Raw genomic sequence first — 25,680 nt, 5'->3', positions numbered from 1 at the left:
CCAGCACATCACATATCGCACGCACGCTGTCACTGTTCGTTGCGAAGTGGCCGAAAGTGGAATCTGGGGGTCCGATTCGGGGGTGGGGGGTGGGGGTGGGGGGTTGGTGAGGGGAGGTGGTTGGTGGCGGGTGGTCGGGTGGTGGGTAGGTCGGGTGACGGGTGACTGTCGGTCGGCTGGTGGTTGGTGGGCGGTGGCTGGTGGGCGACGGTGGGTCGATGGGCGAGGCAGCCGACGGGCAACAGGCGGTCAGCGGGCAGCAGGCGACCGGCGCGAGCAGCAGGCGGTTGGCGGGCGGACCGACCGGCAGACAGCGGCCGTTGGGGCGGCGAGGCGACCGGCAGGCGGCCCGCGGATCGACCGGGGGGCGGGTGGTCGCGCTCGGGGCGGGGCCAGGAGCCGAGGGCCGGGTGGTCCTGGTCTGCGGCCGGTGGTTGGCGAGCGGTCGACTGGTGGGCGGCGGGGAGGGCGGTTGCCCGGTGGGCGGTGGTAGGTCGACGGGCGGGGCGACCAGCAGGCAGCGAGCGGATCGACGGGCGGGCAGCGGCCGTTGGGGCGGCGAGGCGACCGGCAGGCGGCCCGCGGATCGACCGGGGGGCGGGTGGTCGCGCTCGGGGCGGGGCCAGGGGACGGGGGACGTGGCCGGGCGGCGGGTAGGCCGGGTCTGCGGCTGGTGGTTGGTGGGCGGTCGACTGGTGGGCGACGGGGAGCGGTTGGCCGGTGGGCAGCGGTGGGTCGACGGGCAGGGCAGCCAGCAGGCAACAGGCGGGCAGCAGGCGACCGGCGCAGGCAGCGGGAAGTTGGCGGGCGGACCGACCGGCAGGCAGCGGCCGTTGGGGCGGCGGGTCGGCCGGCAGGTGGCCCGCGGATCGACCGGCGGGGCGAGTGGGTCGCGCTCGGGGCGGGGGCCGGATTGGGCGGGCGGCGGGTAGGCCGGGTCCGGGTCAGACCAGGCGCACCGGCTTGTCCGGGCGTATCCCCAGTTCGGCCATCCAGTCGCGCAGGGGGCCCGGGTCGCCGGTCTCGACGAGGCTGAGGACGCTGGGGGCCAGGTCGGCGGCGCGGGCGCCGTCGAACAGGAGAGACGGTCCGTCGAGCCAGTCGAGGCCCGGGGACGCCCCGGCGGTGTCCATCGCCGCGCAGCACACCATCGCCGTGATGTGGGCGGTGAGGATCTCGCGGCCGGTGCGCGGGGGTTGCAGGGGCAGGAGGGGGAGCGCACGGTCGTCCCAGAGCGCGGCGTCGGGACCGGTCGCGCCCGCCCCCGTGGCAGCGGCCCGCACACCGACCGGCTCCGCCCGCGCCTCCTCGCGGGCGAGCTGGGCACTGAGCCCGGCGGCCAGGGCGGCACCGCGGTCCGTGGTACCGGCGAGGTCGTCATCGTCGACATCGGCGTAGGCATCGGCGTCGATGGAGTGGGCGGGGCGGTGGTCTTCGCCGCCGAGGGGTTCGCCGGGCAGGCTCGTGCGGTCCTGGGCGCCGGGGTGGCGGACGCGGCCGTCCTGGGTGGCGTGCTCGGTGGCGGTCGTGGACGACGTACGCCTTCGGGACGAAAGGTCGGCGGCCGACGAGGGCGGTGCGGTCGTGAGGTGGTCCAGGAGCCGGGCCAGGGTGGGGCCGGTGTCCTGGGCGGAGCCTTCGGTGGCGCGGCGGACGCCCAGGGTGTCCAGGACCCGGTGGAGGCGGGCCGCGTCCGTGCGCCAGGTCCGGTCGACGACCTCCTCGGGATACTCGTCCCACCCCACCGGAGACCAGTCGGGACCGGTCTCGGCGGGCCCCCCGTGGAAGAGGCGCGCGGCGAGGAGGGAGACCGCCTCGTCCATCGCGCCGGGCTCCTCCAGCAGGTCGCAGGCGGGACGCTCACTCAGCCGGGAGGCGAAGCCCTCGGCCAGGCGGTCACGGCGGGACAGCTCCGTCAGGGCGGCGACGACACCCACGTCAAGCCGGGAGGGCCAGCGGCCCATCCGCCAGGCGGGCAGCGCCACCCGGGTCAGCAGCCGGTCCCAGCCCGCGTAGGCGAGTCCGACCTGCTCCTGCGCGACGATCCGCAGCCCGTAGTCCACAGCCTGTGCACGCTCGGCGGCGGCCGCCGCGACCCCGCGCTCCATCTCGGCCGCATGGCCACGGCAACTGCGCAGCAGAAGCCGGGACACCCGGCCGAGCCCCGCGTACACCGCCCGGGACAACGGGTCGCGCCGGTCCGCCGAGGCCACCGCGACCGCGGCGTCCAGGCCCCGTATGAAGCGCCGGGCCGCGGCTATGTCGGGGTGCGCCGAGGGCCCCGTACCGGCGACGACCGGAGCGAGGACGGCGCGCAGCTCGCCCACGCGCATCCACCACAGGAAGGGTGAGCCGATGACGAGGACGGGCGCGGTGGCGCTCCGGCGGGGGGCGGGTCCGTCGACGCCCGCCACGTCGTCGTGCCGCTCCACGGGCGGCGGCGGGCCGTGGGACGGATGGGTGCGGTCCTCCAGCCAGCTGTCGCAGTCCGGTGTGAGCGCTATCGCGGAGGGGGCGGGGACGTTCGAGCCGGTCGGCCAGGTCGCGCACCATCCGGTAGAGGTCCGGCGCCGACCCCTCCGCGATCGTGACCGTGGGGGTCACCGCGGGCCGGGAGCGGGCCACGACCAGGGCGACCGCGGCGGCGGCCACCAGAACGACCAGCGCGAGGACGGACACGGTCCAGCGGGCTACGTCCCAGCCGCCCCCGGTGAGATGCCCGGTGGAGCCGCCCGCGAGAAGGATCACGGCGACGGCGGCGGGCAGCAGCGCGACGGCCAGCGCCCGGGAACGCACGCGCAGCACGGCCAGCGCCCGGGAACGCGCGGCCCGCGCGCCCATCTCCACACCACCGGTACCGGTCACTTTCTGACCTCACCCCCTCCTTGCCGCACTGGGCCTTCCCGCTGCTCTCCTGCTCGTGCTCACTCCCCCACTGTGGCACCCACCACTGACATCGCAATGCCGGTGGGCCAAGTGCCGGAACGCTTGCGCGGCACCATAGTTGGGGCCCTCGCGCCCGTCAGCCGTATGGCGCATCGGTCACCCGATGGAATGGCCTTGGGGAAAGGTGGAGGAAGGACAGCAAGGATCGGGCCCCGGTTCCTGAGCGGAGCCGGGGCCTGTCGGGGCGGTGCGGAAGGGGCACGGTGCGGAAGGTGCGCGGTGCGGTGCGGAACGGTCGTCTCCGTTACTCGCCCGGTTACTCGCCCGCCGCCTTCGCCGCGATGTCCGTGCGGTACTGGGAGCCGTCGAGGCCGATGCGGGCGACGGCCCGGTAGGCGCGGTCGCGGGCCTCGGCGAGGTCGGCGCCAGTGGCCGTGACGGACAGGACGCGACCGCCTGCGCTGACGACGGTGTCCCCCTCGCCGCGGGTGCCGGCGTGCAGGACGTAGGCGTGCGGGGCGTCCTCGGCGGCCACCTCGTCGAGGCCGGTGATCGGGTCGCCGGTGCGCGGGGTGCCGGGGTAGTTGTGGGAGGCGACGACCACGGTGACGGCCGCGTCCTCGCTCCAGCGCAGGGGTTCGAGGTCGGCGAGGTTGCCGGTGGCGGCGGCCCTCAGCAGTCCGGCGAGCGGGGTCTTCAGACGGGCGAGCACGACCTGGGTCTCGGGGTCGCCGAAACGGGCGTTGAACTCGATCACGCGGACACCGCGCGAGGTGATCGCGAGTCCGGCGTAGAGGAGACCGGAGAACGGGGTTCCGCGGCGGCGCATCTCGTCGACGGTCGGCTGGAGCACGCTCTGCACGACCTCGTCGACCAGCTTGGGGTCGGCCCAGGGCAGTGGCGAGTACGCGCCCATGCCGCCGGTGTTCGGGCCCTCGTCCCCGTCGAGCGCACGCTTGAAGTCCTGGGCGGGCTGGAGCGGGCGCACGTTCTCGCCGTCGGTGACGGCGAAGAGGGAGACCTCGGGGCCGTCCAGATACTCCTCGATGACGACGCGGTCGCAGGCCGCCGCGTGCCTGCGGGCCGCCTCGATGTCGTCGGTGACGACGACGCCCTTGCCGGCGGCCAGCCCGTCGTCCTTGACGACGTAGGGGGCGCCGAAGGCGTCGAGGGCCGTGTCGACCTCGGCCGGATTCGTACAGACGTACGAGCGGGCGGTGGGGACTCCGGCGGCGGCCATGACGTCCTTGGCGAAGGCCTTGGAGCCCTCCAGCCGCGCAGCCTGCCCGGAGGGGCCGAAGACCGGGATGCCCGCCTCGCGTACGGCGTCGGCGACCCCGGCGACGAGGGGCGCCTCCGGCCCGACCACGACGAGATGGGCGCCGAGCCGTGTGGCCAGCGCGGTGACGGCCGCGCCGTCGAGGGCGTCGACCCGGTGCAGTTCGGCGACCTCGGCGATACCGGCGTTGCCGGGTGCGCAGTGCAGCGCGGTGACGTTGGGGTCGAGGGACAGGGAACGGCACAGGGCGTGTTCGCGGGCACCGCCGCCGATGACAAGGACCTTCACGGGGTCAGCCTAATGGGAAGGGGCGGTGGCCCTTTGTGCGGGCTTCCGAAGGGCCGGGGTGCAGGGCTTGTGGGTTCCTCCAGGCGGGTCGGGAGAGGCGGGGCCACGGGGGTGGACCCCGCCCTACCCGTTACTCGTTACTCGTTACTCGTTGGCGATCTCCTCGACGACTGTCGCTCCCAGCTCCCGTACCAGCAGTTCCTTGCCGGAGAGGGCCGACTCGTCGAGATCCGGATCGTCGTCCTCCGGAATGTCGTCCTCGGGGGAGACCGGACGCGGCTCGGGCGCCGGGCGCCGGGGCGCGGGCGTGGAGGTGGCGGCGGGCGCCGGGGCGGAGGGCCCCGGAGCCGGAGAGGGGGCAGCGGGCGCGGGCGTCGACGGCCGGGGTGCGGGGGTGCCGCCACCGAAACCGCCACCGCCGGGCCCGCCACCGCCGAATCCGCCACCGGGCCCGCCGTGGCCACCGGAGGGACCGCCGGAGGGCGGAGGCACCGAACCGGCCGAGCCTCCGGACGGGTCGACGACGGCCTCGATCTTCCACTGCACGTTGAACTGCTCGGCCAGGGCCTGTCGCAGCACGTCCTCGCTGCCGCTGCTCACGAAGTTGTCGCGGGCACCGGCGTTGACGAAGCCGATCTGGAGGGAGGTGCCGTCGAAGCCGGTCACCTGGGCGTTCTGGCTGAGCAGGATCCAGGTGAACCGGCGGCGGTTCTTGACCGCCTCCAGGATGTTGGGCCAGAGCGAGCGGGGGTCGACTCCGGAACCGGGCGGCGCGGCGGCGGGTGCGGGCGAGGGCGGCGCGGGGGCGGCCGGCGTGGGTGCCGGGGCCGCAGCCGGAGCGTCGGGGCCGGAAGCGGCCGACGTACGGGGCTGTCCGCCGCCCGTGGGCGTCGGAGTGGGCCATCCACCGGGCCGGCGCCCGCCACCGGCGGGAGTCGCGGCCGGCCAGGCACCGGGCGCGGGCGCCGAAGGAGACGGCGCGGCGGGAGGTGGTGTGGCAGGGGTGGCGGGGACGGCTGAGGGTGGCGCGGCAGGGGTGGCAGGAGGAGCGGAGGCGGCCTGGGGCTGCCCGCCCCGGGCAGGACCGCCACCTTCTTCGGCACCGGCAGCGGCACCGGGTGCGGGCGCGGGTGTCCGTACCGCCGCCCGTGCCGCGGCGGGCCCGCCGCCCGGCGGAACCGGAGCGGCGGCGGGCACGGCGCCCCCGGCCCCGCCATGCGCCTCGGGTCCGGGCACATATCCCACGGCGGGCGCCCCCGCACCCGCGGAGAACTGCACTCCGCGCTCGATCCGGTCCAGGCGGGCCATCACCGAACGCTCGTCGCCGTACGCGGCGGGCAGCAGCACGCGCGCGCAGATCAGCTCCAGCTGGAGGCGCGGCGAGTGGGCGCCGCGCATCTCGGTGAGCCCCTCGTTGACGATGTCGGCGGCACGGCTCAGCTCGGCGGCACCGAAGGACCGCGCCTGGGCCTGCATCCGCTCGACGACGTTGGCGGGGGCGTCGATCAGCCCCTTCTCCGCGGCGTCGGGCACGGCGGCGAGGATCACCAGGTCCCGGAGGCGCTCCAGCAGGTCGGTGACGAAGCGCCGCGGGTCGTTGCCGCCCTCGATGACCCGGTCCACTACCTCGAAGGCGGCCGAACCGTCCCCCGAGACGAACGACTCGACGACGGAGTCGAGCAGCGAGCCGTCCGTGTAGCCGAGCAGGGCGGTCGTCATGTCGTACGTCACGCCCTCGGCGCCGGCGCCCGCGAGCAGTTGGTCCATGACGGACATGGAGTCACGGACGGAGCCCGCGCCGGCCCGCACCACCAGCGGCAGCACGCCGTCCTCGACCGGGATCCCCTCCTTGCCGCACACCTCGGCGAGGTATTCGCGCAGGGTGCCGGGCGGCACGAGCCGGAAGGGGTAGTGGTGGGTCCGCGACCGGATGGTGCCGATGACCTTCTCGGGCTCGGTGGTCGCGAAGATGAACTTCAGATGCTCCGGAGGCTCCTCGACGACCTTCAGCAGGGCGTTGAAGCCCTGCGGGGAGACCATGTGGGCCTCGTCGATGATGTAGATCTTGTACCGGCTGGAGGCGGGCCCGAAGAAGGCCTTCTCCCGCAGGTCGCGGGCGTCGTCCACACCACCGTGGGAGGCGGCGTCGATCTCGATGACGTTGATGGAGCCCGGCCCGGTCCTGGCGAGGTCGCGGCATGACTGGCACTCGCCGCACGGGGTCGGCGTGGGCCCCTGCTCGCAGTTCAGACACCGCGCCAGGATGCGGGCGCTGGTCGTCTTGCCGCACCCGCGCGGACCGCTGAACAGGTACGCGTGATTGACCCGGTTGTTCCGCAGCGCCTGCTGCAACGGGTCAGTGACATGCCCCTGCCCGATGACCTCGGCGAAGGACTCCGGGCGGTAACGGCGGTAGAGCGCGAGAGACGACACGCATACGAGGTTATAGGCGCCCACCGACAACCGGACCGCCCACCGAACGCAGACGCCCCCCACGCACCCGCCAGAGCCGACCTACCCTTGCTGCCTTCCGGCCCTGGGGGAGTTCAGTCAGATAGCGCCGCGTGAGGGGCTGGGCCACACGTTACCCGATGTGAGCCCCTCAGAACGAGTTCGCAAGCACTCCCCGGCGTCCTGTAATGTTCTCCGCGGAGGATTCGCCTAGAGGCCTAGGGCGCACGCTTGGAAAGCGTGTTGGGGGCAACCCCTCACGAGTTCGAATCTCGTATCCTCCGCCAGTGCCTCACCGGGCACGATGTCGAAGGGTCCCGCCGTTCGCGGTGGGGCCCTTCGTCGTTGTCCGTCTCAGTTTCCGTCTCAGTTGGTTTTTTCTTCGGTGCCGGGTGACTGCCAGAGGGCGTCGCCGACTTGTTGGGCGACCTTTCGGAGCATGGTTCCCGTCACGTGCATGTAGCGAGCGCGCATCCGGGCCGCTCCCCCGGGCTCCCAACCCATGAACGGGGTGGCGTCCTCCCGCAGGGCGACCGGCACTCTGAGGAGGCCGGACGGGAGCTTGCGGGTGCGGGGCATGCGGACCCGCCGCAGTACGTCGTAGCCGACGAGGCGGAGTTCGACGACTCCGGGCTTCACGGTGCTGACGTAGACGGCGTGAACTCCCCAGGCGTGGCGCAGCCGTTCGGCGGAGGCGGCGACGTTGGCGGGTTCCTGGCCCGGGGCGAGCCGCAGCCGTATCCGCAGTCCGGTCGTGGTGGGTCGGATGATGCCCCGGCGGGGCGGTACGGGGCGAACTTCGCGGCGGGTGGTGGCTTTGACGGCGAGGACGCGCAGCCGGGACGGAGCCACGGTCAGGCCGCACGCCTCCATGACCGAGCCGTACGAGCTGAGCAGGCGGGTTGTGGATATCGGCAGGCCGATCGTGGACCAGTACGCGGCCGGGTGCTTGGCCCGGGTGTAGGCAGCCCCACCGCCGAGTGCGGCGAGGGGACCACCCACCTCCAGGAGCGTCGTCAGGTCGGTCATCAGGCGGCGACCTCGGCGACGGCCGGGAACGCGGCCGGAGTGACGGCGGCGGCACGGAAGGCGATGCCGTGGCGCTGCTGCCCGTTGAACACGCTCTCCCAGGGGCGAGCGACGAGCCCAGGCAGCGAGACCGGGGCGCCGAGGGCGAGCCCCTCGGAGACACCGCCTTCCGGGACGGTGACCTTGATGAGGGAGGACTCGCCTTCCTCGATGTAGACGACGCCGAGCGTCATGAGCGCTTCGCCGCTGACGGCGTCCTTGGCGATCTCACCGGTCTGACGGTCGCGGACCTTCGGCTCGGGGGCCTCGGTCAGCAGGATCGTCGCGGCGGCGGTCTCAACACGGATGGTACGCAAGGAAGTTTCCCTATCCACTCGTCTATACATGTAGCGATCCGCGAACCCGATCTCCGGGTTCGTGCGGACCACCCTGCCACACAACTTGCCCACTCGTCTATACGAGTATGCACGTTGGGGTGTACGAGTTCGGGAAGCGTCCCCCGCGCACCACCGCCCCTCACGCGATCAGGTCGCCGGGAGCTGGTACGACAGCACGTACGCGTCCGCCGCCATGACGGTGTCGCAGACCTCCACGGCCCGCCCTTCCGTGTCGTACGCGGTGCGGACGAGGTGGATCACGGGCACGCCGGAGGCCAGCCGGAGCGTCTTGACCTCGGTGGGCGAGGGCATCCGGGCGCGGATCTCCTCCTCGAAGTGGTCGAGGTGGTGACCGAGTTCTTCGAGTCGAGCGTAGATGCCGCCGGGGCCCGGGTTGGGCTCGGCGATCTGCGTACCGCGCGCGATGTCGAGCGGGAGATAAGAGGTGGCGAACTCGACCGGCTTCCCGTCGAGCAGATACCGGCGCCGGCGGGCGAGCACACGCCGTACGGAACCGAGCCGAGTGGAGATGTCCTGGCTGGCCTTCTCCTCCTTCACCTCCAGACTGTCGACCTGGGGATGACTGCCGGCCGCGTCGGCCTCAACGATGAACGCGGACTTCCCCTGCTCACGATGCCGCCGGGCGAAGCGGTCGGAGGCGAGACGTTCGAACAGGCGGCCGGGGCCGGACAAAGACGCCCTTGCCGTGCTCGGCGTGCACCAGGCCCTCGCCCTGGAGGACGGAGAAGGAGTTGCGGACGGTCATCCGGGACACCCCGTAGTGCTCGACCAGGTCAGCTTCGGAGGGCAGCTTTTCGCCCTCCTTGAACCGCCCACGGTCGATCGCCTCGCGTAGCTGGTCGGCGATCTGCCGGAAGACCGCACGATCACTCGTGGGGTCGAGATCGCCGAGCAGGCCGGAACGGAGAGGGCTCACGTTGAGTACTCCTTTAGGTATCTAGACGAGTGGGCGAGTGTTGTTGCTACGGTGGAGAGCCTAGCCAGCCGGGAGGGCCGAGGAACGTGAGCACTGACCGTCCGCACTCCGTGAGCGTCGCCGGAGTCATCGTCGACGACCACGGCCGCGCCCTCCTGATCAAGCGCCGGGACAACGGCAAGTGGGAACCTCCGGGTGGCGTCGTCGAGCGAGACGAAACCCTCCCCGAGGCCCTTCAGCGCGAAGTCCTTGAAGAGACCGGCATCAAGATCGCACTCCCTGCGACCCTCACCGGCGTCTACAAGAACATGACCGGGCTGATCGTCTCCCTGGTCTTCCGCTGCCAGGCCGCCGACGGCGCACCCACCACCGGGGACGAGACCTACGCACTGCGCTGGGCCACCCGCGACGAAGTATCCGAACTCGCCGACGAGGCATACGCGATCCGCGTCCTGGACGCACTCGACGCGGCGTCTCCGCCGGCCATCCGCGCCCACGACGGCGTGAAACTCGTCTAGCCCGAACCCGCTGCACATGGCGGCCTACCAGCACGAAGGAACTTGTATGCACGAGTATACGAGCACTGCGCGGGTCTGGGGACTCACTTGCCCAGGTTTCCCCGAAGAGGTCAGCCGGGCGCGGCGCTGGACCCGCGACATCCTGCGCGGTTCCCCCCTGGCCGAGGACGCCGAACTGATCGTGAGCGAGCTGAGCGCGAACGCGATCCTGCATACGGCCAGCGGGCGAGAAGCCGGCAGCTTCCATCTGGCGCTCGCGGTGTCCTCGCAGGTGGTCGCCCTGTCGGTGACGGACGGCGGGGGCGCCGGGACGGCTCCGAAGGTCGAGCACCAGGACCAGGAGGCCGAGCACGGCCGGGGGCTGGGCATGGTCAGCGCCATCGCCCACCGGGTCGTGGTCCACGACAGCGACGGCGGCCACACGGTCACCGCGGAACTCTTCACGGACGTACGACGAGGAGGGCACCCGTGCTGAGCACGACGATCGGCCCAGGCTTTTGGTGCGAGTGCTGGACCCGGCACTTGGACGACAGCCGGCCGCCAAGGCTCTTCGGCTCCTACGACGCGCGCACAGAGAGCGAGGCGAACAACTGGGTCTCCGAGATCCTGCGCACCATCTCACCGGAACTCGACTCCGACGCCTCCCAGGAGGCATGGGAACGGCTCTACGACCACCGCATCAACACCCGACGGGCCCTGTTGCGCCGCGTGCCCTGGACGGTGTCCGTCATCCATGCCCGAACACTCATCACCTGGACCGTAAGCCCCGTGACCTTCCTGCCGCTGGCACACCGTCAGGCCGCAGAACTCCCCACATGTGCATACGACTTCAAGCCCCACACGCCCCAACCGACCGACTGAGTTACAACTTTCTCTACTGGTTCAAGGCCCGCGCACGGCGCGGGCGCGCGCCGCCGTGCGCGGCCTGCCTCCTGTCTGCGCCCCGGCTGGCCGCGCCCGGCGGCGCGTTGCGTGCATGCGGGCGAGGTGCAGGAGCCCAGCACCCAAGTCGTCAAAAGCCGGACAAGCACTCGCTGAAATGGCCATACTGACCCTCCAAGGAGGGTTGCAACATGAGTATTCGCCCCACGGTGTCGGCAATGATGCAGACATTCGACCAGCACGTTGCCGACCAGCTCAAGGCCACACCTGAAGTCGTCAACACAGAGGGCGAGATCGACATCTCCGACCTCTACATCGATGTTCCAAAGTGGAGAAAATACCCAAAGGTTACTTGCGTATTTGCCGATCTTGCTGGATCAACGAGTCTACGTCGAGGGAAGTGGGAAGCCTCGACCGCTTCAATCTATGAGTCAGCCATCAAACCCGCTGTCGTAATCCTTGATGATTTTGGCGCAGCCTTCATCGACGTTCAGGGCGATGCAGCCTTCGGGCTTTTCGTCGGCGACTACTCGCGTAATCGGGCAATCTGCGCAGGAATTACGATCAAGACTTTTGGCGCACATGTTCTACTACCCGCGCTCGAATCGAAGTGGCCGCACGATCCACCCCAGACAGGTTTTAAGGTTGGAATCGCGATCAGCGACCTCCTGGCGAAGAAGATCGGAATTTCGGGCACTACGCACAATGCCCCCGTCTGGGCGGGGAGGGCGGTTAACTACGCCGCTAAGTGCTCGCAGCAAGCAAAAGCGCACGAGATGATCGTCACTAAGCCCATCGCTGACGCGGTGCGAAAGAATGAATATCTTTTCTACTCATGTGCGTGCGGCGACTCATCCCCAGTCGAGCTGTGGCAGGATCGCGAGGTTGACAAAGTTTCAGGGAGCGACAGTCAGGGGCTGATCCTGAATAGCTCTTGGTGCGAAAACTGCGGAGACTCATACTGCGAGAAGGTCTGCGCTGGCTCATGGAAGCGGCCCGACCTTGACAGCTTCCGACACACAGGAATGCAGGACCAATACCTTGCGGTTATGAAATTTCGCGAGGCTAACGCACGACAGATCAGAAGGGGAATCAACGGGTGACCCGACGCTGCGCATCGGATACTTTGACCCTTATGAGCGTCAGCAAACCACTAATCACCAGGAAATTTCTTGCCCTTCAGAAGGCCCAAGCAACTCCAACAAGAGCCAAGTCCAAAATCCACCCCTAACCCGGATCAGGCATGGAAGGTCCTAGGGCTCGTAGTTGACTGGATCAAACACGCAGAAGCGAAAGCTGGAGCCACACTTGCCGCCACGGCAGCATCGGGTGTCATGCTATACAACCTCTCGAAGGAACTGAAAAGACCAAGTGTCCTCCTGGTTATTGCGTTGCTCCTATGCGGTTTTTCTCTGACGTTCGCAGGTGTTTGCGCAGGGCTCGTCCTATGGCCAAGACTGCGCACCAAGGAAGAGCCGATTAGCCACCTCTACTTCAGTCACACCGCGCGAGCCCATGCCGTCGACAGCACATACATCGACGCGCTCCTGATCCTTACGGGGAATCCAGAGGACCTCGTAAAGGAGATCGCAGCTCAAGGTTGGGCGAATTCAAAGGTCGCCCACAAAAAATACTTCTGGGGCGGACTTGCAATCCGCTTCCTTCTGGCCGGTCTCATACTGCTGGCAGCCTCAGCGACCGTGCGCGTACTCAGCTAGTCGACAGTCCAACGAGAAAAGCAGCGCCGCGGCCTACGAGAAACGCCCTCCCGGATTGTCCTGGGGCCGTGGAAGGGCGCTCGTTGGCGACCAGCACTGACAACTGGCGATGGGTGCGCCGCAGTTCAGAGCGGTGATCCAGTAGGCGGCCGCAGGCCGCGACCGTCCGTGATCAGTTGCCGCTGAACACTCGTCCACGTGTGGACAGCGCCGAGGCCGCGCCCCACGGTCAGGGCATGCCTCCGGCGGGGGATCGGCCGGCACCGGGTGGGAGGGGGCGCCGTTCCCCGCCGCGGGCACATCGTGGCGAGTGTGGTGGGCTCCCATCCCGTCCACCGTCGACCCAGGCAAAGCCGAGCAGACGCGGCCCATGGCGTCCAGGTCGTTCGTCCAGTGGGGCGCTCCACCTGGACGCCATGAACCACGCCCGCTCCACGGTGTGTGGGTCGACGGCGGACGGGATGGGAGCCGGGGAGAGTGGGGGTGAATGGCTGCGAAACTCAGCCCGTATCGATCACGGGGTGTTCAGTCGCCGGGAAGCCATGTCCAAGCGGCGTAACAGCAGGCTTCCAAAAGCAACCGCTTCGTAGGCTTCGGCTTCCTCTTCTTTGGGTGGGTTGCCATGAGCCCGAGGATTTCGCAGGCCAGCCATGGCCCCCATATATAGAAACTTAAATCCCGCCTGCTCACTCTGGCCCGACATTCCATGGGTTTTTCGCACGTCTAATCCCGTATCCGAGAACGCTTTAGCCATCAGCGATTGCCCCGAATCGGATAGCTCGCCTGTTGCCTTTTGGACTCGGAACTCAATGTGACGAAAAACCGCAAGGACGGCCTGGGTGAAGTGCCCGTCAGCCCAGAGTTCGCCAGCCGCAGAAATCACCTCCGGGTGCATTCCGTCGAGCGTGCGTCCCATACGTAGAGTGTCAGACCTGAGGATGAAATCTCCTCGCTTACGCCAATAATCGGCAATGCTTCGAGTCCCCGCAAAGAAGCGAATCCTGCTGTCCACCGACATCCCGGCAGGCACGTACACTTCCCAGCCGCCGCTCCGAGCAGCACCGACGCACCAGGGTTCGTGCGCCACGATCCCCATCAGGAAATCTACCGGATTACGGAAAGTGAGTCCCTCAAGCGCAGACTTGACTCGCTCAGCCTCACTGGGTGTGATGCTCACTCGCCCCAAGGTCCATCGACTTTCTTCCCGCTCCTTCTCTGCAGCCTCCGCGAGGATCTCGAAAAATAGCCGCAAGATCGCGTCAGCTCCTGCACAGTTGGCAACTCCCGCAAATGTCAAATGAACTTCACCTACCGAGTTGCGGATGTTGATTTCGTCTGCGGTTTCCCTTATGAGTCCTGAAGGTAATTCAAGGATAGCCTCAGCGAGAGACGTGCGGGACTTCTGAAGTAGCCGGTTAAGCTTTTTTGGACTTAACCCGCGACCGTCTCTCTTGTGTGCCGTGAATAAAGCCTGGAGGAGCAGTCTTCCGGAATTTCCGGCAGGTCGAGGAAATCCCTCGGGTAATTCGATTGAGGTGGACATACTCTTCAGTGCCCCCATTACGTGCCATTGTTTCAGCTTGCTCGAGAGACCGTTGGGCCACTCCCCACAGGTCAGACACTCAACTCCCCCTAGACAACCCGAGCTTCCCAAGCTAAGGGTGCCTCGTATCGATTCTATGAAGGAGATTGATCGGGCTCAGGGGCGCAGTCGACGCCACCAGACACTACGGTCGCGTGCCTGCTTCAACTGCCTGAGCAACGAAGAGAACGTTTCTGGGCGAGGAAGCCACTCCTGCTCCCAATTCCACTCAAGAACAACATAGGGCTCCACGACCGCAAGAGCATCGCGCATCTCTACAACGGCAGCCCTGAACTCCGCGAAACCGTCAAGGGGCATCTGTATACGTGCTGCGTGAGCGAGCGCCAGGTGCTCATCCGTCAGCACAGGCCAGTGCTCGATTGGTGAGGTTCCCACCTGCACGGGCAGCAACCAATCCTTGGCTACGCCTCGCAGGTAGTTGCGCCGCAGGTTCGCCTTCCTGGTGGCCACGATGGCGCGGTCCAGTGCCTCGCGCCGAGCCGTGACCCACGCCTGCCGGCGCGCTGCCCATGGGCTGACTATTGCGCCAGTGATCACGCCGATCAACGCGAACGTAGCGGTTACCCAAACCTCCACTGTGGCTCCTTCGGCAGCCTGTCTTCCCAGACGAGTCTGAGGCACGGCACTGACAGTCGTGCCCAGAAGAGCACAGCAGTCGGCGTGCCCCAGGCCATGAGCCTGCTACCATCGGCCGCCCACACGCTTCACCGCCGTCTCATTTTCCGTCTCATTCAGCTCCGTTCACGAGCGTTCAGGCGAGACCCGGAGCCGCCGCGGAACCAGCAGTCGACCTCCCATGAACGCATGTGAACGGCCTCGTCCGAGACCCCCAAGGCCACCACCACAGTTGGAAAGCGTGTTGGGGGCAACCCCTCACGAGTTCGAATCTCGTATCCTCCGCCAGTGCCTCACCGGGCACGATGTCGTCGGGTCCCGCCGCAAGATGGGGCCCTTCGTCGTTGTACCCGCTTCGCCCCTCCGGGCGGGTGCGGGCGGTCGGCGGTGTCCGCGCTCATGGCGGGACAGCTGTGGCCTTCCACCCCGCACGCGGGCGCGGACCGACTGGCCCAACGTCTGCTGGAGGCCCCGCCGCCGAACGAGAGCGCCTGCGGCGGACCGCGGCCGTCGCGGTCCTCGATTCAGCAACCGCTCCCACCACAGCAGGAGCCGGCCCTGCCCTCGCTGGAGGGCTTCTGGGTGACGGCACTCAGCACTTGGGCAGGCTTGGTGGCGCGGACGACGGCGGAGTGCATGCCGTCGGCGACGGCATGGGTCGGGGTGAGTTCGATGTCCGTGAAGCCTGCCGCCGCGAGGCCCTCGCGGTATTCGGCGAAGGAGAGGGCGCCGGCGATGCAACCGACGTGGTCGCCGCGTTCGGCGCGCTGACCGGGGGTGAGTGTGTCGTCGGCCACGACGTCGGAGATGCCGATGCGGCCACCCTGGGTCAGGACGCGGTACATCTCGGCGAAGACGGCGGGCTTGTCGGTGGACAGGTTGACGACGCAGTTGGAGATGACGACGTCGATGGCGTTCGCGGGCAGTGGGATGGCCTCGATGGTGCCCTTGAGGAATTCGACGTTGGTGGCGCCGGCCTTCTTCTGGTTGGCCAGCGCGAGGGCGAGCATCTCTTCCGTCATGTCCAGGCCGTACGCCCTGCCGGTCGGGCCGACCCGGCGGGCGGAGAGAAGTACGTCGATGCCTCCGCCCGAGCCGAGGTCCAGGACGCGCTCGCCCTCATGGAGGTCGACGGCGGAGGTGGGGTTGCCGCAGCCGAGGGAGGCGGCGACCGCCTCGGCGGGCAGGGCGCCGCGTTCGTCGGCCGCATACAGAGTGGAGCCGAAGTTGTCGTCGATCTCGATGGCCTGCGGGCCACAACAGGCGGTGCCGCCTTCGGCGACCTGGACAGCGGCAGCCGCATAGCGTTCGCGGACGGTTTCCCGCAGGTCAGTGGGCTGATCACTCATGGCATACCCCCTGGAAGGGATGGACGTCGGGTGTACTGATTCGAAGAATCTCGATGCAACCTTGCGCCCTGGATCGAGGTTCGTCAACATAGAGGCATGTCGAAACAAGAGCTGATCGTGCTCGGCCAGGACGCGAGCGGCTGCTGCCCCACCCTGCTGACCGCACCGCTCGACGAGGAGCAGGCCGTCGAGCTGGCCAAGGTCTTCAAGGCACTCGGCGACCCCGTCCGGCTCCGCCTGCTGTCGATGATCGCCTCGTGCGAGGGCGGTGAGATCTGCGTCTGCGATCTCACCCCCGCGTTCGATCTGTCGCAGCCGACGATCTCCCATCACCTGAAGCTGCTGCGGCAGGCGGGCCTGATCGACTGCGAGCGGCGCGGCACCTGGGTCTACTACTGGCCGCTGCCCGAGTTGACCGACAAGCTCGCCGGCCTCCTCACCCGCCCCGGAAACCCCGCCGCCGCGGAGGCCTCCTCGTGAGCGACAGCACCACCGACAGCACCACCGCGCCCCGCGCCGGTAACAGCGCGGCTGTCCCGGTGCCCGCCAAGGTCCGCCACGACCGCCTCGACACCGTCACCCGCGACCGCCGCCTGCTCATCCCGGCCCTGGTGCTGACTGGGCGCTCGGCCCGGGGCTGATGTTCGCCCTCGCCTGGATCCTCCTGCCGGACCCGCCCGCGTACCGCACCGGCCTGATCATCGTCGGGCTCGCCCGCCGCATCGCCATGGTCATCGCCTGGAACGACCTGCGGCGACCGCGAAGCCGCCGCCGTCCTGGTCGCGATCAACTCCGTCTTCCAGGTCCTCTCCGTGCCAACCCCGTCAGCTCGCAGCGGCCCGGCCGAAGAACTCCCTGATCAGTTCGGCTGTGTTCACGTCCTGGTTGGTTCGGCCGAGTACCGCTGGGGCCTTGGCCGGGCCGGGGATCGTGTGGCCGCCTCCGTGCACCGTGAGCAGGGTTACCGGTGGCCGTCCCTCCTGGCGGTAGTCGGTGCGCTCGGCCGAGGTCCCGCAGGCCCGCCCTGTCCGCTGCGGCAGGCGGCTGCTGACGGGCTCGTCGGTGATGCCGTTGCGCGCCGCGAAGTAGGCCGCGGTCTGCGGTGCCGAGAGGCTTCCGCCGCCCACCTTGAACAGCGCCCTGGCCCACCGGCTCATCTCGCCGCCCCCGTAGGGAACGATCGGGTCTTTCGTGCCGTGGACGATCAGCACCGGCAACGGCACGGGCGGGGTCTCCGCCGGCAGGTAGTTGTCCGGTGTGGGCAGTGTCGCCGCGATCACCGCGGCCCCGGCGATCAGTCCCGGCGTCTCGTGCACCAGGCGCATCGCCATCTGCCCGCCGTTGGAGTGGCCGACCGCGAAGACCCGGCGCGGGTCGATTCGGTGGGTGGTCGTGAGTTTCTCGATGACCACCCGGGTGAAATCGATGTCGTCGATGGCTTCCTTGCGGGCCGGGAAGGAGACGTTCCGGCGTGCGTCGTTCCAGTTCTTCCTGTACCCGTCGAGGTAGACGACCACCGCCGTGCCGTCGTCCGCCAGCGCGGCGTCATAGGCGGCTCCGGTGAACCTCCGGTGCGCCTCCCCTGTCTGTTTCGATCCGTGGAAGAGCAGGATCAGGTCGCGTCCGGGCTTCCCCTCCTCCGGGCCCACCACTGTGTAGGTGCGCGTCCTGCCGCCGGCTTCGACGCTGTCGTGCCGCATCGCTGCCGTCCTCCGCGCCGCGCGCGCCATCAGGCGAGGAAGCCGATGAGGGTCTTGGCGGTCCGCTCCGGCGCCTCCTCGGGCAGGAAGTGCCCCGCGCCCGGCGCCACTGCCCCGGTCACGTCGTCGGCGACCTGCCGTACGACCTGCTCGACCGCCTCGCCCGAACCGCGTTCGCCGCCGACGGCCGGCACCGGGATGGTCAGGGGACCGTCCGCCTCAAGGGCGGCGATCTGGGAGACCCCTTCCTCCGCCCGGTAGAACTCGAAGCTGGCGTGCAGGGCCGCGGGGTCGCGCAGCGCGTCGACGTAGACATCCACCGCGTACTGCGGAATCGCATCCGGGGCGGCGGCCTTCGACGCGAACTGGTGACCGAAGTAGATCTCCTCGCGCCCGGCCACCACGCGCTCGTTGATGTCCTTGAGACGGTTGAAGGGGAAGTGCCACAGATACTCGTTGAGGGCGGCGTCCATCAGGAGCGGCGGCGACTGAGAGAGCCCCGGGAGGATCGCCTCCGCCAGAGCCAGGCGCGTGACCCGGTCGCGGTGACGCGCGGCGAGCGTGTATCCGACGATCATGCCGAGGTCGTGGCCGGCGACGGCGAACCGCTCGTGGCCCAGGGCGGTCATCAGGGAGGCCATGTCCTCGGCGAGGGTCTCCGGGTCGTACCCGGTGGCGGGCTTGTCGCCGGCTCCGACGCCGCGCAGGTCGGCCGCCACGACCGTGAAGTGCTCGGCGAGTGCGGGCATCACCAGCCGCCGGCCGTACCAGAACTGCGGCCAGGCGGGCAACAACAGCAGCGGCGGTCCGTCCCCTCCGGTCACGGCGTGCAGGGTGAGGCCGTCCACGTCGACGGTGCGGCTGGTGAAGTGCCAGTGAAGCCGTCCGGCAGGTGCGGGACGCCGGTCACGGTGAAGGGCATGAGGGTCTCCGGAAGTCGGCAGGTGGAGTCACCCCGAGCAGGTAACCGGATGACTCATCCGTTTCAACGCAACACAAACGGATGAGTCATCCGGTTAAGCTGGGAGGCATGACCGCCGCCTCGCTCCGCAAGGACGCCGCCCGCAACCGCCAGCGCATCGTCGACGTGGGCCGTCGGCTCGTGGACGAGGGAACGCCGATCCAGCTCAACGACGTGGCACGGGCCGCCTCGGTCGGGGTGGCGACCGTCTACCGGCACTTCCCCACCCCCGAGGCGCTGCTGGAGGCCGTCGCCGCCCCGGGGTTCGAAGCGCTGGCCGACCATGCCGAGCGGGCGCTGTCCGGCAGCGACCCCTGGGCCGCGCTGAGCGACTTTCTGCACGCGACCGTCGACGTCCTGACCAGCGACGCATCGATCTCGGCGGTGTACTCCGCGTCCCAGGACGCGCTGCCGGAGACCACCGAGCTGAAGCAGCGGCTCACCGCACTGGCCGGACGGCTGTGGGCGCAGGCGCAGGCGGTGGCCTCAGCCGGTGCGGACGTGAGACAGACCGACCTGATGCCGCTGATGTGCGGCGTGGTGTACGCGGCGACCGTCCACCCGCCCACGGACACCGAGGACCGCTCCACCGCGGCCCACCGCTACCTCACCATCATGCTGCGCGGACTCGCCCCGGAGGGTGCCTGCGGCCGACCGGATGCTCCAGGCCTCCGGCCTCCCGGGCGGCCGGCCGCTCCTTGACATGTGGGTGGAGCCGTTCCCGGCGCCCGACCGTGCCCTCTCGAGCCGGTCGGAGCGGACCAGGTTTTCCGCATCAACGGCACTCGCGTCGCAGCGTTTTCCGGCACGGCCACCGATCTGCGCGACCTTCTCGTGGTCGGCAAGTTCAAGGAGTACCAGGGACTGGCTCAAGCCGGACAGTGTCGCCGACTGGGGCGGAACCTCTTTCCGACCCGATGGCACTGCACTCGCGATTCGTGTGGTGGGAGTAGGGCGTTGCCCGATGACGCTGGTCCGGGAGTCTCAGTTCTGGTCTCATTCATCCTCGTCCGGCCCCGTCCTAACATGGCCACCCCGAACGCCCCGCAGCAGGCCATGACGGGCGCGCCCTCCACCTGGCAGATGTCGGCCCGGACAGCATCGCTGTCCGGGCCGACATCGTTGCCTGGTTGCAGTTTGGGTTGTGGTCCGCTGCTTCAGGCTCGCAGCCCAGAGTGCGGACGGCACCCCGGACACCGGCTCCACCGGCAATGAGGCGGCAGACGATCGTCACTCCCCCGGGCATCCCGTCCGCAACAACGCCCGTCGGCCCTTCGGCTCGCTCTGTCGACAGGTGCGCGGCGCGATCAGATCAGCGCGCGGGCGCGGCGTTCCCAGTCCGCGATCCGGTTCATCACGCCGCTGACCTGCTTCACCGCTGCCGAGATGTCCCGGACGGGCGCCCTCAACTCCCGGCTCATCTTCACCACCCACCGCATGACGACCTCGACCTCGCCGAGCACGCCGATCACCTCGTGGGTGGACTCGGCGATGCTGATCATCTGCTCCAGGAAGCCGGTCGTCGAGCCGGCGCGCTGCTCTGGCGGCATCGCCTCGATGACGTCGAACACCGTCTGCGCTGCCGCATCCATCTCGACCATCTGCCCGGCGAAGCGGGTGCACGTCTCCCGGAGACCGGAGGCCGGCTCGGCCATCGACTTCGCCAGCTCGGTCATCGCCGGCAGCCACGCGCTCATCGGCACCCCGGGGTGGGATGCCTGCTCCATCACAGGACCGATCTGCAGGGCGACTTCGGCGATCACCGCCATGTACCCGCCGATCGCCTCCGCGGTCTCGCCCATCGCCTCCGTCTGCTCCTCCACCCGAGCGAACTGGTCGATCAGCCCGGGGGCCTCCGGGTCGTCGGGCTCCTCCTCGACCACAGCCGGCAGTGGCGCCGTCGCGGGCAGCCCGAACAGAATGCGGGCCGGAGTCAGCGGCTCGAACTCGTTGCGCAGGGCACCCTCCAGCGCGGTCTCCAGGTCCCGCCGTGCCTTGACCAGCCCGCTCCGGCTGCGCTTGAACATGATCGTCCGGATCAGCGAGAGGTCGAACGGCAGTTGCCCGTGCTCGCCGATGTGGATGATGGGCTTACCGGTCAGGTGCCGGATCCCGAGTTCATAAGTGACGTTGGCATTGCCCCCGGTGAGGTCGGCGATCACGATGTCGTCCTGCAACACATGGCGGCAGATCTGCTCGGTGATCTCGCCCGACTCGGCGATCCCGTCCGCCCGGACCGGGACGATGCCGTGCCTGGCGCAGGCGGGCAGGATCACCTTCTCGTAGAACTCCAGGTTCTCCTCGAACGCCAGGAGTTCCGGGCTCCCGTCCGGAGCGTGCTCGTTGCCGATGGGCGCGATGACGAAGCAGGTCGTCATCGGTGTCTCTTCGGGCTCCGGATCGGCGACGGCCATGATGCTCATGCGTAGTCCTCCGTTTCGAACTCGATTGCGCGATCGCGTTGTTCCGCGAACTCGACACCGGCTCGCAGGTCAGCCGGATAGACGGGGCGTTCCTCGATCCCGAGCGCCCGAAGCAGGTCGGCAGTGGGGATCCGGTACTGCCGCCCGAGGCGCAGGACCGGGCAGGGGAAGCCGCCTTGGTGGATGAGCTTGTAGGCGGTGGCGGGGCAGAGTCCGAGCGCGCGGGCGGCGGTGCGCAGATCGACGGCCAGCGGCAGGTCGAATGCCTCGCCGAACGACAGCCAGGTACCGAAGCGTGGGGTCATCGCCGCTCTCCGACCGGCCGCAGCGACAGGGTACCGATCCGGCTGCCCTCGCTCGGGCGTCGCGCCCGGTGCACGGTCTCTCCGAGGCCCAAGTGGCTTGCCAGCTCGCCCAGGCGAAAGCTCTCCAGACGCTCTGGCGTGACGCTGAACCGCACTGTCGCTGACAGGCCGTCCGGCCGGGCAGGCGGCGACACACGCAGTTCCCAGCCGTCCTGCCAGTCACCGACCGACGACTTCGCGGGCGCCTCGACGGCGAGGTGGGCGGCGGCCAACGCCGCGACATCCGCCACCGGCCGCTCCCGCAGGCGGGCCTTGGCGAACGCCCAGACCCGGTTGACGGCGGGGCGCAACAGTGCGCGATCGGTCTCCTGGGGATGCGGTGCCACCTCCGCGAGCACTGCCAGTAGGGCGAACAGTGCCTCGGATTCGAGCTCTGCCCGGTCGATCGGCCACCGGATCGCAATCCGGTGGATGGTACGTCGCATCACGGGCAGGGCCAGCCAGAGCACCAGCAGTTGGCCATGCCCGGCCGCACTGGTGTCGCACCGCGCCGCGTCGACGGCCTCGTGCCAGATCTCCTCACGGAGCCGCGGGTCAGCCGACCTGCCGTACAACGCCCGCCGGGCCGTCAGGGCAGAGATCCGTGTCGGACCGTCGGCGGTGGTGACCGGGAAGGGCAGGTCGGCGGGCAGGAATCGGTGCTCCAGAACGTCGAACACCCGGTTGTAGGGGATCAGTCCCAAAGTGAGCCTCCCGAGTCGACGGTGTCGTCACGCAGGTCGTCCACGATGCGCGAGCAGGCCCGGATGATCCGGTGCAGCTCCTGGCGCAACGTCTCGTAGGGGGCCGGCGAGAAGCCGGCCGTGCGGCGCAACGCGCTCGCGGCGGTGTGGTGGTCGCAGGCGGCGTAGTAGTGCACGTCGCCGGTCCTGCCCTGGACGGAGAGGCCCCGGGTGCCCTGCTGGCGGTTGCCGCCCGCCGCGTTGCCGCAGGAGATGCAGCTTCCGACGGGCGAGTCGTCGCTCATCGACCTGCCCGGCCGGGCCCGGGACCGTGGATGACGGACCCGTGGATCACACCCTGGATGGCGGTGCCGTGGACGCCGTGCTGCACAAAGCTCGGCTGCTCCCGTTCCACCTGGCGCGCCGGAGGCTGCGGCCCGTCCTCCGGCGCGCCCGGCGAGGGCTCCCGCGTGTCCCGCGGGTCCACACCGGGCAACCAGACCCAGCCGTACCCGGCGAACTCCTTCTGCCGCACGTGGATGCGGCGGTACTGGTCCGGGTCGAGTCCGTGGACTCGCGAGCGCACCACGTCCTGGTAGAGCCGGTCGGAGACCACCACGACCAGGCTCGCCGACCCGGCGGCTGCCAGGGCCTGCTTCGCCTCGGGCGCGTTCAGATAGCGCGCCACCGCGATCGGAGCGGGGCCGGAAAAGCCCAGGGCGGCCGTGGCGGCCACACCGGTGTCGATGGCCAGCCGAAGCCGCATCCGCTCGGCGGGCCGGCGGGTGGCGTTGTGGCCGCCGAGTTCGGCTGCCAAGTGCGTGACGTACTCGCCCAACACCAGTTGCTCGGGAGTGCCTGACGGGAGAACAGCGAACTCCAGGTCGCCCTGCGGCTGGGTGGACCACTTGTCGTGGTCCAGCCCACTGCGTTCGGCTGCCGCCCGCAGCATCCGGGCGAGTTGGGCCTGGGCGGCCTGCTGGTCCGGGATGTCGAAGCGGCTGTACTGCTCGATGTCCGCCGCCAAGCAGAGGCGGCGGGTGATGTTCGGTCGCGGCGTGCCCCAGGGACTGACGGTCGAGTGCGATGTCATGTGAACCATCACCTACTCATAGGTTTGGGCCGTTGAGTGAGTCGACGCCAACTGTGCTGCCGGTGGGCCCCAAAACCCCCACAGGCCGTAATAGTGCGGATTCCTCGGTCCTGTCAGCGGCCGGTCGCCGGCAGGCGTCCAATCTCGCGGAGGCGGTCCAGCTTGATCACCTCCATCCGACGGCTCCCGGTTTCGACGATCCTTTCGGCGCGGAAAGTCGCCAGAGCCTTCTGCACCGACTCCCCCGTCGATCCGATGAGCCCAGCGAGTTCGGTGTGGGTGAGGTTGATACAGATGACGGTGCATGAGCGGACGAGACGGCCATGATTCTCGGCCAGTTCGACGAGCACCCGGGCCAGCCGCACTTTGACGGAGAACGCTCCGAAGGCGATACGCCAGGAATTCGATGTGCGCAGGCGGCGATTGCTGAGCCTCGCGATCTGAATGGCAACCTCGGGGCACTTGTCGAGGAAGCTCCGCATCACTCGGCCTTGGACGACGTGGGCGTCGACAGCATCACACGCCGTGACCGTGGCCGACCTGGGGACGTTGTCGATCACGGCCATCTCTCCGACCACGTCTCCGCCGACCCGGACGCCGATCAGGGCTTCGCGCCCGTTGCCGAGCCTGCCGGTGACCTTCACGCAGCCGTTCCTCAAGAGCACCAGGTAATCGCCCGATGCCCCTTCCACCAGGATCTTCTCCCCGGGCAGATACTCCTGCGAGGACCCGATGCTCAGCAGTCGCTCCCGGACCGGCCCCGACAGGCTGCCGAGGAAGTGGGCAGGGCACCGCTCCCCGATGTCGTGCCTGCCGACCATTGATGTCCCGTGATTCGTACGTTCCATACCCCACCTCGCAGTCGGAACCGAGTGCCTTCCCAGCCAGGGAACTAGCATCGGATTCGCGCAGAAAGAGCGTGCGAGAAGCATTCGGTGTGGTGGGTGTGCACGGAGGGCGCGTCGGCGCAGGTACAGCGCCTGAGCCGTCGCCGCGCTGCGCATGGCCCGTGATCGTCATCCGCTGTCCGGCAGTGCGGCCCGTACGAGTTCGACCCGGCCACGGCATCACCGACCACGATCTCGGCTCCGCCGCGGGCTGACAGGACGCGTAGCCACGTTCCCTCACCGTTGGTTCAGAGCGAATCTCGTATCCTCCGCCAATGCCTCACCGGGCACGATGTCGAGGGGCCCCACCGTTCCCGGACACTGTTGGCGAATGTCCCTTCACTCCGCCTCACCGGATTTATCCGGTGAGGCGGAGTGCTGCGAAGTGTGAGGTGCGTGTCGGGGCGAGTGGGGTGCCTGTGAGCCAGGCGTCGAGGCGTGCGAGGTTCATTCCGGCTGGGGTCAGCAGGTGTTGCAGGTGGGTTTTGGGATGGCCTCAGTAGCGGGACCTGCGCAGCCCGAACGCGCGGACGCCCTGGGAGATGGTGCCCTCGATCCCGGCGCGGTGTCCGTAGCGCTGCTGCCACTGGTCGGTTTGCTGGTCGCGCCGGGCTGTGCGGAGCGCTTCGTGTTCGTCGCGGTGCCGCAGCGTGATCTCGCGTCCCATGTAGGTGACGCCGCGGGTGCACTGGTCGCGTGAGGGGCAGGGACAGCAGTCCGCAGGTGAGAACCTGGCGCGGATCACGGGGCCTGACGAGCGTCGCCCGTCAGGCTGCCACTGCCTGCTGGTCCTGCCGTTCGGGCAGATCACCTGCTTGTTGTCCCAGTCAACGGCGAAGTCGTCGATGCCGTAACCGCTGTTCGCGGCGGCCTGCCAGTGTTGGCGCCGACCGGTCCCACCTGTTCGATGCCGCGGTCACGGCGGGCGGACACCAGGTGCGCGGCATCGACGTAACCGGCGTCGGATAGATGGACGTCCGGCACCAGGTCCCGCCGGGCAAGACCGTCGTGGATCCGGTCGGTGACGTGGACGTTGGCAGCAGCCGCCGTCGTGGTGATGACCTCGGTGATCAGGTGCGGGGCATCGGGTTCGCAGGTCTCGGTCAGATGAACCTTGTAGCCGCACCAGGCCCGGTCGCGTTTGGCCCCGTTGCGGGCGTCCGGATCATAGACCGAGCGGATGCGTAACCGCCCAGGCGGGCAGTCCTTCGGCTTGCGCTACCCCACCTCACCGTCACTGACCTGGTATTCCTGCACCCACATCTGCCGCAGGAACTCCACCGCCGGCAGCTCCCGCAGCCACAGGGGCGCCTCGGCCGACCACACGCCCGCAAGAGCGTCATGCCGTCCTGGCCGACCTGCTCGGCATGACTGGGCCGGGCAGCCCAGCGGCTGGGGAACTTCGTGTCCTCCGGCCGGGCGGAGTACCGGTCGAACCATTCCGGCGGCGTCCGCTCGGCCAGCCATCCCGGCGCCGCGACCGCCAGTGCGTTCAGTGCCGCCCGCACCGCCTCCACCACGGACTCCAGCCGGTTCACCTCCCGCACTGCCGCCAGCACATGCGTGGCATCACTGCGCTGACGCCCGCCGGCCTTGAGCAGACCGGCCGCCGAAACACTCTCCAGGACCGCATCCAGCACCCCGGCCTCGACCCCAC

At 69.1% G+C, this 25,680-nt stretch carries 23 protein-coding genes, 1 tRNA gene, 1 other RNA gene and 3 pseudogenes; 9 read left to right on the top strand and 19 right to left on the bottom strand.

The features are described 5' to 3' along the window. Positions 1–944: 944 nt before the first annotated feature. The 4 genes from AC4IHM_RS17440 to ffs all read right to left on the bottom strand — a co-directional run bounded on the left by AC4IHM_RS17440 (position 945) and on the right by ffs (position 7,029). Positions 945–2,432 carry a hypothetical protein gene (locus AC4IHM_RS17440; RefSeq protein ID WP_490867952.1) on the bottom strand — a complete coding sequence of 496 codons (1,488 nt, stop codon included), beginning with the start codon at positions 2,430–2,432 and terminating at the stop codon, positions 945–947. A gap of 770 nt (positions 2,433–3,202) precedes the next feature. Next, complete coding sequence (purD, locus tag AC4IHM_RS17435; protein WP_490867951.1) at positions 3,203–4,453, bottom strand: phosphoribosylamine--glycine ligase; 1,251 nt, start codon at positions 4,451–4,453, stop codon at positions 3,203–3,205. A 144-nt stretch (positions 4,454–4,597) separates the two neighbouring features. Beyond that, on the bottom strand, positions 4,598–6,886 hold the full coding sequence (locus tag AC4IHM_RS17430; RefSeq protein ID WP_490867950.1) for a DNA polymerase III subunit gamma and tau: 2,289 nt from the start codon (positions 6,884–6,886) through the stop codon (positions 4,598–4,600). Between the two features lie 48 nt (positions 6,887–6,934). Continuing rightward, an RNA gene (ffs, locus tag AC4IHM_RS17425) (signal recognition particle sRNA small type) lies at positions 6,935–7,029 on the bottom strand. Positions 7,030–7,103: 74 nt separating this feature from the next. On the opposite strand from ffs, the gene AC4IHM_RS17420 reads away from it, so the two are divergent. Continuing rightward, positions 7,104–7,191: transfer RNA gene (locus tag AC4IHM_RS17420), tRNA-Ser, on the top strand. Between the two features lie 214 nt (positions 7,192–7,405). Here the strand turns inward: AC4IHM_RS17420 and AC4IHM_RS17415 are convergent. The 3 genes and pseudogenes from AC4IHM_RS17415 to AC4IHM_RS17405 all read right to left on the bottom strand — a co-directional run. After that, a pseudogene (locus tag AC4IHM_RS17415) lies at positions 7,406–7,933 on the bottom strand (FtsK/SpoIIIE domain-containing protein); the annotation flags it as partial. Next, positions 7,933–8,289 (bottom strand): SCO3933 family regulatory protein, encoded by a 357-nt coding sequence (locus AC4IHM_RS17410; protein ID WP_366494779.1) that lies wholly within the window; start codon positions 8,287–8,289, stop codon positions 7,933–7,935. The pseudogene AC4IHM_RS17415 and the gene AC4IHM_RS17410, both read right to left, overlap by 1 nt. 168 nt (positions 8,290–8,457) lie before the next feature. Next, positions 8,458–9,247, bottom strand: a pseudogene (locus AC4IHM_RS17405) (GntR family transcriptional regulator). 110 nt (positions 9,248–9,357) lie between these two features. Here AC4IHM_RS17405 and AC4IHM_RS17400 point away from each other — a divergent pair. The 5 genes from AC4IHM_RS17400 (at position 9,358) to AC4IHM_RS17380 (ending at position 12,365) form a co-directional block, all read left to right on the top strand. Beyond that, on the top strand, positions 9,358–9,765 hold the full coding sequence (locus AC4IHM_RS17400) for an NUDIX hydrolase (protein ID WP_490870853.1): 408 nt from the start codon (positions 9,358–9,360) through the stop codon (positions 9,763–9,765). A 46-nt stretch (positions 9,766–9,811) separates the two neighbouring features. Next, positions 9,812–10,240, top strand: coding sequence for an ATP-binding protein (locus tag AC4IHM_RS17395; RefSeq protein ID WP_365987222.1), 429 nt, complete (start codon positions 9,812–9,814; stop codon positions 10,238–10,240). Next, positions 10,234–10,626, top strand: coding sequence for a hypothetical protein (locus AC4IHM_RS17390; protein ID WP_490867949.1), 393 nt, complete (start codon positions 10,234–10,236; stop codon positions 10,624–10,626). Before AC4IHM_RS17395 ends, AC4IHM_RS17390 begins: the two co-directional genes overlap by 7 nt. A 212-nt stretch (positions 10,627–10,838) precedes the next feature. Then, on the top strand, positions 10,839–11,750 hold the full coding sequence (locus tag AC4IHM_RS17385) for a hypothetical protein (RefSeq protein WP_490867948.1): 912 nt from the start codon (positions 10,839–10,841) through the stop codon (positions 11,748–11,750). A 69-nt stretch (positions 11,751–11,819) separates the two neighbouring features. Then, the gene (locus AC4IHM_RS17380) at positions 11,820–12,365 is read left to right on the top strand and encodes a Pycsar system effector family protein (protein ID WP_490867947.1); all 546 of its coding nucleotides are present in this window, start codon (positions 11,820–11,822) and stop codon (positions 12,363–12,365) included. A gap of 514 nt (positions 12,366–12,879) precedes the next feature. Here AC4IHM_RS17380 and AC4IHM_RS17375 read toward each other — a convergent pair. The 3 genes from AC4IHM_RS17375 to arsM form a co-directional block, all read right to left on the bottom strand. Then, positions 12,880–13,908: a TIGR02391 family protein gene (locus tag AC4IHM_RS17375; RefSeq protein WP_490867946.1), complete on the bottom strand. Its 1,029-nt coding sequence runs from the start codon at positions 13,906–13,908 to the stop codon at positions 12,880–12,882. Positions 13,909–14,064: 156 nt separating this feature from the next. After that, on the bottom strand, positions 14,065–14,544 hold the full coding sequence (locus tag AC4IHM_RS17370) for a hypothetical protein (protein ID WP_490867945.1): 480 nt from the start codon (positions 14,542–14,544) through the stop codon (positions 14,065–14,067). Positions 14,545–15,107: 563 nt separating this feature from the next. After that, positions 15,108–15,932, bottom strand: coding sequence for an arsenite methyltransferase (gene arsM / locus AC4IHM_RS17365; protein WP_490867944.1), 825 nt, complete (start codon positions 15,930–15,932; stop codon positions 15,108–15,110). A gap of 96 nt (positions 15,933–16,028) precedes the next feature. On the opposite strand from arsM, the gene AC4IHM_RS17360 reads away from it, so the two are divergent. Together AC4IHM_RS17360 and AC4IHM_RS17355 are read left to right on the top strand one after the other, a co-directional pair. Beyond that, on the top strand, positions 16,029–16,412 hold the full coding sequence (locus AC4IHM_RS17360; RefSeq protein ID WP_490867943.1) for an ArsR/SmtB family transcription factor: 384 nt from the start codon (positions 16,029–16,031) through the stop codon (positions 16,410–16,412). 56 nt (positions 16,413–16,468) lie between these two features. Further along, positions 16,469–16,744 (top strand): annotated as a pseudogene (locus tag AC4IHM_RS17355) (arsenic resistance protein); the annotation flags it as partial. A 12-nt stretch (positions 16,745–16,756) separates the two neighbouring features. Here AC4IHM_RS17355 and AC4IHM_RS17350 read toward each other — a convergent pair. After that, positions 16,757–17,632, bottom strand: a complete 876-nt coding sequence (locus tag AC4IHM_RS17350; protein ID WP_490867942.1) for a CE1 family esterase — start codon at positions 17,630–17,632, stop codon at positions 16,757–16,759. 29 nt (positions 17,633–17,661) lie between these two features. Beyond that, positions 17,662–18,480, bottom strand: coding sequence for an alpha/beta fold hydrolase (locus AC4IHM_RS17345; protein ID WP_490867941.1), 819 nt, complete (start codon positions 18,478–18,480; stop codon positions 17,662–17,664). A gap of 182 nt (positions 18,481–18,662) precedes the next feature. Between AC4IHM_RS17345 and AC4IHM_RS17340 the strand changes: the two genes are divergently transcribed. Then, positions 18,663–19,295: a TetR/AcrR family transcriptional regulator gene (locus AC4IHM_RS17340; RefSeq protein ID WP_490867940.1), complete on the top strand. Its 633-nt coding sequence runs from the start codon at positions 18,663–18,665 to the stop codon at positions 19,293–19,295. Positions 19,296–19,900: 605 nt separating this feature from the next. Here the strand turns inward: AC4IHM_RS17340 and AC4IHM_RS17335 are convergent. The 7 genes from AC4IHM_RS17335 to AC4IHM_RS17305 all read right to left on the bottom strand — a co-directional run bounded on the left by AC4IHM_RS17335 (position 19,901) and on the right by AC4IHM_RS17305 (position 24,834). Next, complete coding sequence (locus tag AC4IHM_RS17335; RefSeq protein WP_490867939.1) at positions 19,901–21,016, bottom strand: hypothetical protein; 1,116 nt, start codon at positions 21,014–21,016, stop codon at positions 19,901–19,903. Continuing rightward, positions 21,013–21,321: a helix-turn-helix domain-containing protein gene (locus AC4IHM_RS17330; RefSeq protein ID WP_490867938.1), complete on the bottom strand. Its 309-nt coding sequence runs from the start codon at positions 21,319–21,321 to the stop codon at positions 21,013–21,015. Before AC4IHM_RS17330 ends, AC4IHM_RS17335 begins: the two co-directional genes overlap by 4 nt. After that, positions 21,318–22,064, bottom strand: coding sequence for a hypothetical protein (locus AC4IHM_RS17325; RefSeq protein WP_490867937.1), 747 nt, complete (start codon positions 22,062–22,064; stop codon positions 21,318–21,320). Before AC4IHM_RS17325 ends, AC4IHM_RS17330 begins: the two co-directional genes overlap by 4 nt. Then, positions 22,055–22,348: a hypothetical protein gene (locus tag AC4IHM_RS17320; RefSeq protein WP_490867936.1), complete on the bottom strand. Its 294-nt coding sequence runs from the start codon at positions 22,346–22,348 to the stop codon at positions 22,055–22,057. Before AC4IHM_RS17320 ends, AC4IHM_RS17325 begins: the two co-directional genes overlap by 10 nt. Then, positions 22,345–23,136 (bottom strand): hypothetical protein, encoded by a 792-nt coding sequence (locus tag AC4IHM_RS17315; protein ID WP_490867935.1) that lies wholly within the window; start codon positions 23,134–23,136, stop codon positions 22,345–22,347. The genes AC4IHM_RS17320 and AC4IHM_RS17315 overlap by 4 nt, the downstream gene beginning before the upstream one ends. Positions 23,137–23,249: 113 nt before the next feature. Further along, complete coding sequence (locus AC4IHM_RS17310; protein ID WP_490867934.1) at positions 23,250–23,984, bottom strand: Crp/Fnr family transcriptional regulator; 735 nt, start codon at positions 23,982–23,984, stop codon at positions 23,250–23,252. A 535-nt stretch (positions 23,985–24,519) separates the two neighbouring features. Then, the gene (locus AC4IHM_RS17305) at positions 24,520–24,834 is read right to left on the bottom strand and encodes a transposase (RefSeq protein WP_490867933.1); all 315 of its coding nucleotides are present in this window, start codon (positions 24,832–24,834) and stop codon (positions 24,520–24,522) included. Positions 24,835–25,680 lie beyond the last annotated feature (846 nt).

It is taken from the genome of Streptomyces sp. SL06 (assembly GCF_058244745.1).
The sequence above is the reverse complement of the archived record's forward strand: the minus strand, read 5'-3'. Positions and strand labels throughout refer to the sequence as shown.